This is a genomic window from Neisseria sp. P0001.S005, from assembly GCF_051963715.1.
In genome coordinates this window covers 1-12,668 of record NZ_JBQCTZ010000102.1, presented here as the reverse complement: position 1 = coordinate 12,668, position 12,668 = coordinate 1, and the positions used below count along the sequence as shown (strand labels likewise).

13 protein-coding genes and 1 pseudogene are annotated in these 12,668 nt (G+C 50.1%); 4 read left to right on the top strand and 10 right to left on the bottom strand.

Going from position 1 to position 12,668, the window contains the following annotated elements; translation table 11 throughout:
- Together ACTHSP_RS12470 and ACTHSP_RS12465 are read right to left on the bottom strand one after the other, a co-directional pair.
- A pseudogene (locus tag ACTHSP_RS12470) lies at positions 1-311 on the bottom strand (putrescine/spermidine ABC transporter permease); the annotation flags it as partial.
- Positions 312-326: 15 nt separating this feature from the next.
- Positions 327-1,451, bottom strand: a complete 1,125-nt coding sequence (locus tag ACTHSP_RS12465; protein WP_003685445.1) for an ABC transporter ATP-binding protein — start codon at positions 1,449-1,451, stop codon at positions 327-329.
- 508 nt (positions 1,452-1,959) lie between these two features.
- Between ACTHSP_RS12465 and ACTHSP_RS12460 the strand changes: the two genes are divergently transcribed.
- Positions 1,960-2,613 (top strand): IS1595 family transposase, encoded by a 654-nt coding sequence (locus ACTHSP_RS12460; protein ID WP_371464606.1) that lies wholly within the window; start codon positions 1,960-1,962, stop codon positions 2,611-2,613.
- 37 nt (positions 2,614-2,650) lie between these two features.
- Positions 2,651-3,325, top strand: coding sequence for a RadC family protein (gene radC, locus ACTHSP_RS12455; protein WP_039863560.1), 675 nt, complete (start codon positions 2,651-2,653; stop codon positions 3,323-3,325).
- 59 nt (positions 3,326-3,384) lie between these two features.
- Here radC and ACTHSP_RS12450 read toward each other — a convergent pair whose 3' ends face one another.
- From ACTHSP_RS12450 to ACTHSP_RS12435, 4 genes are all read right to left on the bottom strand, one after another.
- Positions 3,385-3,663: an NF038104 family lipoprotein gene (locus ACTHSP_RS12450; protein WP_049351638.1), complete on the bottom strand. Its 279-nt coding sequence runs from the start codon at positions 3,661-3,663 to the stop codon at positions 3,385-3,387.
- Entirely contained in the window at positions 3,651-3,983 is a 333-nt protein-coding gene (locus ACTHSP_RS12445) for a hypothetical protein (RefSeq protein WP_049351639.1), read from the bottom strand. Before ACTHSP_RS12445 ends, ACTHSP_RS12450 begins: the two co-directional genes overlap by 13 nt.
- Positions 3,984-4,130: 147 nt before the next feature.
- Positions 4,131-4,826, bottom strand: a complete 696-nt coding sequence (gene aqpZ / locus ACTHSP_RS12440) for an aquaporin Z (RefSeq protein ID WP_049351637.1) — start codon at positions 4,824-4,826, stop codon at positions 4,131-4,133.
- Between the two features lie 342 nt (positions 4,827-5,168).
- Positions 5,169-8,222, bottom strand: a complete 3,054-nt coding sequence (locus ACTHSP_RS12435; protein WP_440346195.1) for a DNA translocase FtsK — start codon at positions 8,220-8,222, stop codon at positions 5,169-5,171.
- Between the two features lie 164 nt (positions 8,223-8,386).
- On the opposite strand from ACTHSP_RS12435, the gene ACTHSP_RS12430 reads away from it, so the two are divergent.
- Both ACTHSP_RS12430 and ACTHSP_RS12425 read left to right on the top strand, forming a co-directional pair.
- The gene (locus tag ACTHSP_RS12430; protein ID WP_440346196.1) at positions 8,387-9,064 is read left to right on the top strand and encodes an energy-coupling factor ABC transporter permease; all 678 of its coding nucleotides are present in this window, start codon (positions 8,387-8,389) and stop codon (positions 9,062-9,064) included.
- 81 nt (positions 9,065-9,145) lie between these two features.
- Positions 9,146-9,505 (top strand): CrcB family protein, encoded by a 360-nt coding sequence (locus ACTHSP_RS12425; protein WP_440346194.1) that lies wholly within the window; start codon positions 9,146-9,148, stop codon positions 9,503-9,505.
- Positions 9,506-9,554: 49 nt separating this feature from the next.
- On the opposite strand, the gene ACTHSP_RS12420 is transcribed toward ACTHSP_RS12425, so the two are convergent.
- From ACTHSP_RS12420 to ACTHSP_RS12405, 4 genes are all read right to left on the bottom strand, one after another.
- The gene (locus ACTHSP_RS12420) at positions 9,555-10,181 is read right to left on the bottom strand and encodes an NAD(P)H-hydrate epimerase (RefSeq protein WP_440346193.1); all 627 of its coding nucleotides are present in this window, start codon (positions 10,179-10,181) and stop codon (positions 9,555-9,557) included.
- A 22-nt stretch (positions 10,182-10,203) separates the two neighbouring features.
- Entirely contained in the window at positions 10,204-11,118 is a 915-nt protein-coding gene (gene truB, locus ACTHSP_RS12415; protein ID WP_440346192.1) for a tRNA pseudouridine(55) synthase TruB, read from the bottom strand.
- Between the two features lie 67 nt (positions 11,119-11,185).
- The gene (gene rbfA / locus ACTHSP_RS12410; RefSeq protein ID WP_250600170.1) at positions 11,186-11,557 is read right to left on the bottom strand and encodes a 30S ribosome-binding factor RbfA; all 372 of its coding nucleotides are present in this window, start codon (positions 11,555-11,557) and stop codon (positions 11,186-11,188) included.
- A gap of 87 nt (positions 11,558-11,644) precedes the next feature.
- A partial coding sequence (locus ACTHSP_RS12405) for a Ppx/GppA phosphatase family protein (protein WP_440346191.1) occupies positions 11,645-12,668 on the bottom strand: 1,024 nt, incomplete at its 5' end.

Sequence of the window (12,668 nt, the reverse complement as noted above, 5' to 3'; positions counted from 1 at the left end):
GACCAGTAGGTCATCAGATAGATATTGCTGTTTTCACTGTCGCCAAACGGATTGAGCGTATTCCAAAAGTTTTGGAAAATGTCGGCGTAGTTCTGATAGCTGATGGCAATGTTCAGACGGCCTAAATCTTCATCAATCGTTGTCAACGGCGTAAATGGCGGAATGGCGATTTCTTGTTCGGCAAAGCTGATTTTCAAGACGATGGCGAACGGAATCAGAAACAGCACCAAGAGCCAGATATACGGCACGGCAATCACTGCACGCTGTCCAGGGCGGCGGAACAGTTTATTTTTCAGTTTTTTAAGGTTCATCGCATTTCCCTCAAATTAACTGAACAGAGGTGTCGGTTGGTTTTCAGGCCAGCTGATATAGACGGTTTCATCCCAAGTCGGCGGCGTAATGTTACGCACATACCAATAAGGTGCGGGAACTTGGCTCTTGACGACGCGGCCGTTGGCGAGTTTGATGTGGTAAATCGCAAAGCTGCCCAGGTAGGCAATCTCTTTGACTGTGCCTTGAGCCCAGTTGTGCGCGCCTAAGTGTTCTGGTTTTTCTTTGTGCAAATCAATGTCTTCAGGGCGGATGCTGATCCAAATTTCATGGTCGTTCGGAACGCCCAAGCCGTGGTCGATGCGGACGTGGTTTTCCAAGCCGTCACATTTGACGATGGAGAAATCGGCGCGGTCATCAACAACGACGCCGTCAAAAATATTGGTTTCGCCGATAAATTCGGCAGTAAAGCGACTATTAGGATAATCGTACACGTCGCTAGGCGTACCGACTTGTCGCAATTGGCCGTCAGACATAATGGCGATACGGGTAGCCATGGTCATCGCTTCTTCTTGGTCGTGGGTAACCATGATGCAGGTTACGCCGACTTGTTCCAGCGTGTTGACCAATTCCAGTTGGGTTTGTTGGCGCAGTTTTTTATCGAGTGCGCCCAAAGGTTCGTCAAGCAGCAGGATTTTAGGACGTTTCGCCAGGCTGCGCGCCAAAGCGATACGTTGTTGCTGGCCGCCGGAGAGTTGGTGTGGCTTGCGTTTGGCGTATTTGGTCATTTGCACCAGGCGCAGCATTTCTTCCACACGGGCATCGATTTCGCCTTTAGGCATTTTGTCTTGTTTCAGACCGAAAGCGATGTTTTGCTCAACGCTCATGTGCGGGAACAGGGCATAGCTTTGGAACATCATGTTGATTGGGCGCTCGTACGGAGCAAGCTTGGTAATGTCCTGGCCGTCGAGAATGATTTTGCCCTGATTGGGGCTTTCCATGCCTGCCAACATGCGCAGCAGCGTGGATTTGCCACTGCCTGAGCTGCCCAAAAGGGCAAAGATTTCATGTTGGTAAATGTCCAAGTCGATGTTATCGACAGCGTAATTGTCACCAAACTTTTTCACCAAGCCTTGGATTTGCAGATAAGGTTTGGCTGAAGACGCAGTGGTTGCGGTCATAATGGCAATACTCCAAAAAGAAAGACGAGTACCGGCAAAACGGATTTTCGAATGGGTGATAAAAAGCTGTTTGATTGCTGGCGGGAGTCAGACGGAGGCCGTCTGAAACTCTTGTAAAGCGCACGGGCAGCGTGGATAGAAAGCAGTTTAAGCCTAAGCTTTTGCTCTCGGCAAACTCGATATTATATTAGCCTAAGCCTCATAGGGGCAATATGAAATTGCTTGTATCGACTGATTTGAAACAAATATGAAAGGAAAGGCAGGCAGGGGAACAGGATAGCGAAAATGGGTAACGTTGTTTTTCTGCACAAAGTGGCTTAATTGTTATTTATATGTCTTAAATAATTATTCAAAATAGAATAAAATACGCAAATTGCATTTATTTGCTAAAACCATAATGGATTACGTTTTATATCGGGCGGGGCGGTTTGCTCAAAATTGAAACTAAATCCGCTATATAAAAAATAAAGGGACTGACGTAGATTAGCAGTTATGCTAGGCTACGAAAATGCAGATAACCAATTGTAAATTAAGAAAGAGAGTTCAAAAGAAACTACTTGAATTTTTTGTACTCCAAGTTACCGCCCGTTCCGCTGCCGATATTTTGGGCATTCAGCCCAACTCCGCTATTCTGTTCTACCGCAAAATTCGTATGGTTATCAGCCATTATCTGGCCTTGGTTGCCGATGAGGTTTTTGAGGGCCCTGTCGAGTTGGACGAAAGCTATTTCGGCGGACGGCGTAAAGGCAGACGTGGTCGCGGCGCGGCAGGAAAAGTGGTTGTCTTTGGTATTCTGAAACGCAACGGACGGGTCTATACCGTTGTGGTGGATAATGCCAAGTCTGAAACGTTACTCCCCGTCATCAAAAAGAAAATCATGCCGGACAGCATTGTTTACACGGATAGCCTGAGCAGCTACGACAAGTTGGATGTGAGCGGTTTCATCCATTACCGCATCAACCATTCCAAGGAATTTGCCGACCGTCAGAACCACATTAACGGCATTGAGAATTTTTGGAATCAGGCAAAACGTGTCTTGCGAAAATACAACGGAATCGATCGCAAATCTTTCCCGCTGTTCTTGAAAGAATGCGAATTTCGATTTAACTTCGGCACACCGTCTCAACAGCTTAAAATCCTGCGGGATTGGTGTGGAATTTAGGGCTAATCTACGTCAGCCCCAAAATAAAAGGGAAAATATGAGTATCAAAGAATGGCCCGAGGGGGAGCGGCCGCGCGAGAAGCTCTTGGCGCATGGTGCGGCGGCGTTGAGTGATGCGGAGTTGCTGGCAATTTTATTGCGTGTTGGAACGCGCGGTATGAGCGCGGTTGATTTGGCGCGTTATTTGTTGGGTGAATTTGGCAGCTTGGGGAAGCTGATGAGTGCGGATGCCAAAACACTCGCTGCTTATAAGGGCATGGGTTTGGCGAGCTATACTCAGTTTGCCGTGGTCAAAGAAATCGGGCGGCGGATTTTGGGTGAAGATTTGCAGGAGCAGATTGTTTTGTCAAATCCGAAATCGGTTGCGGATTATCTGCGCCTGCACCTTGGGCATGAAAAAATCGAGGTCAGTGTTGCTTTGCTGCTCAATCGTCAAAATCAATTGATTGCGGTACGGGAATTGTCGCGCGGTACGGTAGCGGAAAATACGGTTTATATCCGTGAAATCGTCAAATTGGCATTGGATGAATATGCCGACAGTTTGATTTTGGCACACAACCATCCGGGCGGTTCGGCAAGGCCGTCTGAATCTGATGTACAGTTTACAGAGCGTTTGAAACAGGCTTTAAGTTTGGTCGATATTACGCTGTTGGACCATTTTATCGTGACGGCAAAAGAAACCTGCTCTTTGCGCGAACAGGGCTATATGTAAGGATGAATGTTCAGACGGCCTCAGTAGGATTGGTTACCTTACTGAGGCCGTCTGAAGGATTATTGCGTTACTTCGTTGGAGGACTCTTCCTTATAGATGATTTCTTCCGATTTTGGCTTTTCTTTGCTCTTTTCCTTCTCTTTTTCTTTATCCTTGTCTTTTTTACCGTCGGGAATGGCGGCATCAATCACTGCCCCCGTTCCTTTGACAACCAATTTTCCGGCAGTCAGGACGGTTGTGGTGGCCAAATCGACAGCCGCACCTACAACGCAGCCGTTAAGCGTCAGGCAAAAGGCAAGTGCCGGAATCAGACGTTTTGTGCATCTCAATGACTGCATCCGCAGCGTCCTTCATGATGATGGCCGCATCCGAGTGCTTCTTGCCAAGCATCATCATCACCGTCAAATTCTTCAACTTCGTCAAATTCGCCGTTTTCTACCATGCTTACCAGCTCTTCCAAGCTTTCTGCGCCTTCTACCCAAAAGCAGGGAATATCGGGCGGTGTGTCGGGGGCAAGCAGGGCGGCTTGTTGGTCGTGCCAAGCAATCCAGTAGCCGTTTTGCGTTTGTACGAATACGGCATCGGGATGGATGGTTTCGTTTTCGGTATTGACCAGCATTCTGTCAGCGATATCGGTTTGAAAAGGTAAGGTTTGCATGATGGTTTGAGAATGTGAGAAAAGAAAGTATTGTAACATGGCAAAAACAAACGCACCGTCTGAGTCAGGCGGTACGTTTGTATCTCGGCAACTTGGGTGCGGTCGGTTTGTGGAGTCAGCCACACCGGGAATGTCATTCCGTCAAGATTATTTGTCGTCGTTAGCCAACACGAAGCGGTAAATAGCCGCGCCAACTGCTGCGCCGGCAATAGGAGCCAACCAGAACAACCACAGCTGTTCAACAGCCCAGCCGCCTTGAAACAAGGCAACACCGGTAGAACGTGCAGGGTTAACGGAAGTATTGGTGACAGGAATGCTGATCAAGTGAATCAGGATCAGACCCAGGCCGATGGCGATAGGGGCAAAGCCGGCTGGAGCCAGTTTGTCGGTAGAACCCATAATGATGATCAGGAAGAATGTGGTCAGGACGAATTCGATCAGCAAAGCGGCCATCATGTCGTAACCGTTAGGAGAGTGCTCGCCGAAACCGTTGCTGGCAAAGCCGGAAGCAACAGCATCAAAACCGGTTTTACCGGAAGCAATCAGATACAGAACGCCCGCAGCAGCAATCGCACCGATCACTTGGGATACGATGTAAGGCAACAAGTCTTTACCGTTGAAACGGCCGCCGATGAAAAGGCCGACGGAAACGGCAGGGTTGAAGTGGCCGCCGGAAATGTGGCCGACAGCGTAAGCCATGGTCAGTACGGTCAAACCGAATGCTAAAGCGACACCGGCAAAGCCAATGCCAAGCTCAGGGTAAGCTGCTGCCAAAACCGCGCTGCTGCAGCCGCCGAATACCAGCCAGAAAGTGCCGAAAAATTCTGCAAAATATTTTTTCATTTGTTTTTCCTCGTAAAGGGTGGGGTATTGCCGAAGGCATGAATCATAATAATATTGCTTTTAATCGAAAAACGGATTTACCTGTTTTTTTCCGGTCTTGACAAAAGGCCGTCTGAAAAGGGCGACAAATGGATAGAGGGATATATCTTGCAGGTCGAATTTTGTTTATTGAGGCTGAGTTTATTTGATAGAGAAGCAAATACCGTTAATGCAAAAGCATTTGGTTTTGTAGGTAATATTATTCACAGATTATTAATTTGATCGGAATCTTTGAACTCATTATCTGATTTAAAAAGGCCGTCTGAAAAATTTTCAGACGGCCTTGATTTAAGCGAGGATAAATTAATCCAGATGGTCGCTGCTTTGCGCCAAGATGGTGCGGTTGCCGTTGTTTTCCGCAGGGGAAACAATACCGTCGGCTTCCATTTGGTCAATCAGGCGGGCGGCGCGGTTGTAGCCGATGCGCAGTTGGCGTTGGATATTGGAAATGCTGGCCTTACGCGATTTTAAGACAATGGAAACGGCTTCGTCATACATGGGGTCGAAGTCGCTGTCGTTGCTACGGCTGGTGCCGGTAAAGTCTTCAGTGGAACCGTTGCTCAAAATATCGTCGATATAGTCAGGTGCGCTGAATTGTTTCAAGTATTCCACTACGCGGTGTACTTCATTGTCGGATGCGAATGCGCCGTGTACGCGTTGCGGATAACCGGTGCCGGGCGGCAGGAACAGCATATCGCCTTGGCCGAGCAGGTTTTCCGCACCCATTTGGTCGAGAATCGTGCGACTGTCGATTTTGCTGGACACTTGGAAGGCAATGCGTGTCGGAATATTGGCTTTAATCAGGCCGGTAATGACATCCACGCTTGGGCGTTGGGTGGCAAGAATCAAATGGATACCGGCTGCGCGGGCTTTTTGGGCAAGACGGGCAATCAGTTCTTCAATTTTCTTGCCTGCAGTCATCATCAGGTCGGCAAATTCATCTACCACGACCACGATAAACGGCAGTTTCTCTAATGGCTCAGGGTTTTCAGGCGTGAGGCTGAACGGGCTGCCGATTTTTTTGCCACGTGCGGCGGTTTCGGCAATTTTTTGGTTGAAACCGGCAAGATTGCGCACGCCCATAAAGCTCATCAGGCGGTAGCGTTTTTCCATTTCGTTGACGCACCAGTTCAGGGCGTTTGCGGCCAGCTTCATATCGGTTACGACGGGGGCGAGCAGGTGCGGAATGCCTTCGTAAATGCTCAGCTCCAGCATTTTCGGATCAATCATAATCATGCGCACGTCTTCAGGCGTTGCTTTGAAGAGCATGGACAGAATCATGGCGTTCACGCCTACGGATTTACCCGAACCGGTCGTACCGGCAACCAGCAGATGCGGTGCTTTGGCCAAGTCTGTCACAACAGGCTGGCCGGTAATGTCTTGGCCGAGAGCGAGAGTCAGTTTGGATTTAGATTCGGTAAACGCAGGCGAATTGAAGATTTCGCTCAGGCGGATCATTTGGCGTTTCGGATTGGGTAATTCCAAGCCCATGCAGGTTTTGCCGGGGATGGTTTCCACCACGCGGATAGAAGCCACACCAAGCGAGCGCGCCAAGTCTTTTTCGAGGTTCAAAACGGCACTGCCGCGCACGCCGACATCAGGCTCGATTTCGTAGCGCGTAATGACCGGGCCGGAATAGGAGTCCATCACTTTGACTTTAACTTTGAACTCGGCCAGTTTTTCTTCGATGGTAATGCTGTTTTCCAACAACTGTTCTTCAGTTTGCGATGCGCTTGGGTCAAACTGCGGCGGCAGAAGCAGGGCGGTAGTCGGCAGGCGTGCATCGGTAAGTGTTGCCGAAGTCGGAAGAACTACGTTTGATGTATTCTCTGGAACGCTTGGTTCTACGGTTTGAATAGGCGTTTCAACGACTGTCTGTGTATATTCAGACGGTCTTGCGATTGTTTCAACGGATTCAACGGGTTCAATAGCTTCAACCGCTTGAATAGCTTCTGTGTCCGGTTGTACAGGAGCTTCCGGCTCACTATCGAATTCCGCTTCTTCGACGGCAGATTCGCTGATTAAATAATCACGGATACTGCGTTCAGGCTGATTGCTGACATGTGCATTGACTTGTGCATCAAAAATCGGTACTTGGATTTTATGTTCAAAAGCAGGCGGTTCGGGGATATCAATCGGCGCAATCGAGGTTTGGAAAACAGGCGGTTCAGGAATATCGGTTTTAGCCATAGGGACAACCGGTACGGCAGGCGGCTCGACTACGGTTGCGTTTGGCGCGGCAGGTCGGGAGATATAAGGGGATTTTTTAACAGGCGCAGCCGGTTTCGGACGGGACGGCGTTGCCGGTGCGGCAGGTCGTGGTGCAACAGCTTCCGTGGCAGCTTGTTTACGCGCCCATCTTTCGGCGGCCGCTTCGGTATAGCGAACTTGACGGCGCAAGCTGGCAGGACGGCTGATTTGTCCCAAGTTGGCCAAAATTTCGTCATTTTCGATGGTGCGCGGAGAGTAGCCGCGTAATGGGGCGACGGCCTCGGCCAGTTTGTGGCGGGCGGCGGTGCGGCGGGCAAGGTTGTTGTGAATATCTTCCGCTTGGATTTCAGAAGGGAATGCCTGCATGGAAGTATAGGGGAGGATGGCTTCTTTTTCGGCAGTTCTTAAGGCCGTCTGAACGGTTTCGATATGCGGCGCATTGGCTTCTGCCACGCGGACATTATTGGCACGCGCCAAGGCACGTTCGCGTGTGCGGCGCAAGATAGGGTCGTTATAGTCGATGATTTCCATGCCGGTCATCGGCAGGGATGAAGCGCGCAATAATGGGGTTTCGACTTCGTCTTTGTAAATTGGCGCATTTTTTTCGGCCAAATGCTCGTTCCATTCTTCAACCGCTGCTTCGTGCAGGGAACGGGTGGCTTCTTCTAATGTGATTTCTTCAAAATTGCTGTTTTGCACCAAAGACGGGCTGTATTCGGGCGTTTCCATTTGTGCAAACGGCGTGATTTTAGGAATACGTTCCGGTTTGGCAGATTTGCGGGTTTTAGGCGCAACTTTGATTTCTTCTTCGGTAGCTGTGATGTGTTCCAGCTCTTCGGTAAACGGTTCTGCTGCGTGCTCTTCGTTTGTTTCGGCGCGTTTCATTTTATTGTGTTCGAGCACGGAAAGCAGGCGGATGCGGGCAATTTTATGGTTGTCGGCAGTGCGCTTGTTCATGCTGAACAAACGTTTCAGGCTGTCCAGTTGGTCGAAAAAACCGACCGGGCTGTCTTCTTCGTTTATTTCTTGTTCGTCGCCACTGAGTCGGGCCAATTCATGGCGCCACTTTTGCTCTTGTTTCTGGCGCCACCAGAACAAGCCGGCTATGACAGCCAGCAGAATTAAAGCCAATATTGTCCAAAGCATGCGTCCATCCCCTTAATTAAACGGCAAAGTCCGTTATTCTAACGCTTTTTTCGGGTAAACAAAACCAGCCGAAACAAGCTTTAACGGCAAAGGCAAACAGGATTGCCAAAGCTATGGCTTGAGATGCGTATAATAGGCCGTCTGAACATTTTGCGGATGAGATGATGATTTTTCAAAACGGATGGTTTCCCGTTGGTGTCGTGATGGCGGCATGGCCTGTGTTGCTGGTGATTTTTGCTTTGTGTGCAAAGCAGGCATGGGTGTCAGTATCGCAGCATCGTTCCGCATTCTTGGTGGCTGCCGTGATGTTGCCGCTGGCTTGGAGTTTGAATGCTTCCCCTGAAAGCGGACAACTGGCCGGCATGAGCTATCATCTGCTTGCTTTAAACCTGACGGCTTTAATGCTGGGCACCTCTGCTACATTCTGCCTTGGCGTTTTACTGTTTTTTCCATATTTGTGGCTTTGGGGCGATTGGCATATGTTTCCCATCAACGCCTTGTCCGTATTGCTTCCGCCTTTGTTGGTGAACTTGGGTTTCCGCCATTGGGTATCGCGTTTGCCTGCCAATATCTTTATCTTTATTTTTCTGAATGGTTTTTGGGCTGCGGCGGTCGGAATGGTGTTTACCGGTGTGGTTTTGGTCGGTTTGTTGGACTGGGCGGATGTGTTTGATACGGCGGTATTGTGGAAAACTGCTTTTCCTGTTTTCTTCTTAATCGCTTGGGCAGAGGCATTTTTGAGCGGTATTTCAACAGCTATTTTTATCGCGCTCAAGCCGCAATGGATTTGTACTTTCGATGACGACAGGTATTTGAAATCCGCGCCTAAGATTTGGCAATAAGATATGAAGATATCCTTGCTTGGTTTTCAGACGGCCTAATGACCGGATGGCCTGTTTTTTGAATTGAATGTTTAACTTGTTATGTTTGCTTATATTTTTCCCATTGTTTGCGGTGCCGCTGTCGGGGCTGTATTGCGTTGGCTGTTTGGCTTGGTGCTGGTGTCTTCTGCGCCTTTTCCTATCGGTACATTGGCGGCAAACTGGCTGGGTGCGCTGCTGATCGGTGTATTGGTGGAACTCTTAACCGATCCGCAATGGCGTTTGCTTTGGATTACCGGCTTTCTCGGCAGCTTGACCACATTTTCAGGTTTTTCAGTGGAAATGGTGGGTTTGATGCAGGCGCAACGTTGGGGCGTAGCTTTGATGGCAACCTGTCTGCATGTTTTCGGTTCGTTTGGTTTGACGGCGCTGGGGATTAAATTGGCGCAGATTTGGAAGTAAGCAAAAATAACAGGGTGCAAAATTGCACCCTGTTGTTTTTTATAGGCATTTAATCAATGCCAATAGGCAAACAGACGGTTTCTTGACAATAGGTTTTGCCGGACTCGCTTAAGTGTGCCGGTTTGTAGGCGGCAAAGGTGTAGGTCAGGTCTGCGCGGAATGTGTCGGGATCGGCTTCGGCGGTGTCGCAGTTGAGGCCGGTGGGAATATCGAGGGCGACTTTCAGGCCGTCTGAATGATTGAGTTGGCGGCAGAGGGCGGCGATTTCGGTTGGAAGCGCGCCGCTGAAGCCTGTGCCGAATATGCCTTCGATAATGATGTCGTAACCTTTTTTCAGACGGCCTTCCAGTTCTTGTGCGGATATCAATTCAATATGGGGCAAACCGTTGAGGCGTTCGCGATTGGTTTGAGCCAAGGGGGAGAGGTTTTCTCCGAGTGAAAACAGAATGTCGATGTGCCAACCTTGCGCCTGCATATATCTTGCCATGACTAGGCCGTCGCCGCCGTTGTTGCTTTTGCCGCAAACGATCAGGGCGCGTCCGGCTTGAGGATGACGCTGCATGAGGTCTTGGGCGGCTGAGCTGCCGGCGTTTTCCATCAGTTGGTCGAAACTTGTGCCTTTATCGACGGCTGCTTGTTCGCGTTCGCGCATCTGGGCGGCGGTATAGACTTTCATGATCGGCTCTCTTTACAGGAAGTTATTTGTCGGCGGTATTCATCAGGCGCAAGGCTTTCAGACGGCCTATTTCTTTTTGATATTCCACCAGTCCGATAAATGTGCCGTCTCTGCTGTACACACGGATGGGCTGCTCGGCGGAAATGTCTTCGGTAAATTGGGGGCGTTGGCCGTGTTTGAGCATGGTAACGGCGTAGTCGTTTAACTCAAGTTTGGGGAAATGTTGTACCAAGACATCGCAAGGTAGCAACAAGGCATCGCGTTCGGCTTCGTCCAATTCGGCCAAAGCTTCGAGCGTGTGGCTTTGAGCAATGGTAAAACCGGCGGTTTCAGTACGGCGCAGGGCGGTCAGGTGGGCGAATGTGCCGATGTGTTTGGCGATGTCTTCGCTGAGGGTGCGGATGTAAGTACCCTTGCTGCAACGTACGTCTATCACGGCTTTAGGCGCATCAAACTCAGTAATATCAATGGAGTAAATGGTGATGTCGCGCGCTTTGCGTTCGATAACGATGCCTTTGCGTGCGTATTCGTACAGCGGTTTGCCTTCGTGTTTGAGGGCGGAAAACATAGGCGGCACTTGGCGGATATCGCCTGTTAAGGCTTGGCAGGCCGTCTGAAATTCGGACAATGAAATATCGGCGCGTGCGGTGGCAATGATTTCGCCTTCGGCATCGCCCGTACTGCTGGCTTCGCCCAGTTTCAGCGTGGCCGTATATGCTTTGTCGGCATCAATCAGATATTGGGCGAACTTGGTCGCTTCGCCGAAACAAACAGGCAAAAGCCCTGTGGCCAAAGGATCGAGTACGCCGGTATGCCCGGCTTTTTCGGCACGGAACAAGCGTCGCGCTTTTTGCAGGGCTGTGTTGCTGGAAAGGCCTTCAGGTTTGTCGAGAAGAAGAACGCCGTTGATCGAGCGTTTGGTGGGTTTATTAGTCATATTAATTAAGGAATATTAATGTTCAGGCCGTCTGAAAGGGTTCAGACGGCCTGCGTGTTTTAATCAATCAGTCTTCAACCGATTTTTCCGCCGCCACTTGGTCGATCAGGCTGGAAATGCTCATGCCGCGTTCGAGTGATTCATCGTATTTAAAATGCAGCTCGGGCGTTTTGAAGAGTTTGATGCGTTTGGCCAATTCGCTGCGCAAATGGCCTTTGGCGTGTTCCAAAGCTTCTTCGGTAATGTCGCGTGTGCTGTCGTCGAGGACGGTATAGAACACGGTGGCGTGGCTGTAATCGCGGGTGACTTCGACTTCGTTGATGGTGATGAAACCGGCGCGCGGGTCTTTCAGGCCGGTGCGGACGAGTTCGGCAAGCTCGCGCATGATTTGTTCTTTGACACGGTCTTGGCGGGCGTAGCCGCGTTGGGGTTTTCTCATGGTTTTCCTTGATGTATGGCAGGCTGTCGTTTTCAGACGGCCTGCGGTTTGGATTTTGAAAAGCTGCCTATTATAACGGAGCGCGGTTTATTGTGCTTGAACCGAGAAAGGCATATCGATTTTTTGCCATTGCGCGCTTTCGTAGTCCAGCGCATCGGCGATAAGGGGGTGTTGCTCCAGCCATTGGGCGTTGATGCGCAAGATAAAGCTGTGGTTGTTTTCATCGACGCGAAGCTGGGTTTGCGGCGGCAAATCAAGCGGCAGGCGCGAACGGCAGAAGAGGGCGGCCAGGCGCAGGGACAATACGGCACACCACATGATTTCGTTGTTGCCGATAATGTCCGCCATTTTCTTGAGGTCGCCGCGATGGCCGATAACCAGTTGCGCCAAAATGGTTTGCTCTTTGCGTGAGAAGCCCGGCATATCGGCGTTTTCGAGAATGTAGGCGGAGTGTTTGTGATAACCGGTATGGGCAATATCCAAGCCGATTTCATGCAAACGACCTGCGCGGCTGAGGTATTGGTTCCACAGGGCAAGCTCTTGAACGGTTACGTTTTTGGCGTGGCACAGGCTGTTCATAAAGGCTTGCGCGGTATCGGCAACGCGTTTGGCTTGGTTGAGGCTGACGTGGTAGCGTTTTTGGAACTCTGCCGTTGTCTGTTCGCGCATATCGACATTGAGGCTGCGGCCGATTAAGTCGTAGAACACACCGTCACGGAGTGCGGCCTCGGTAACGGTCATTTTAGTCAGCGAGAGTTCTTCAAAAGCCGCCATCATCACGGCCAATCCGCCCGCAAAAACTTCAATGCGTTCGGGTTTGAGGTTTTCAAATTTGGCTTTTTTAACCGAACCGGCTTCGATAATCCTATCGGCAAGATAACGCATGCCTTGGGCGGTAATGTCGGCTTCTTGTGGCAATTCGACCGCCAAAACGTCGCGTATGGATTTTGCCGAACCGGAGGTGCCGATGGCGAAATCCCAACCGGTACGCTTCATCATTTTGCTGATGCGCTGGATTTCGATACGCGCGGCGGAAACGGCGGCTTGGAAATCTTTGGCGGTCACTTTGTTTTGGAAGAAGCGCATGCTGTACGTTACGCAGCCCAAAGGC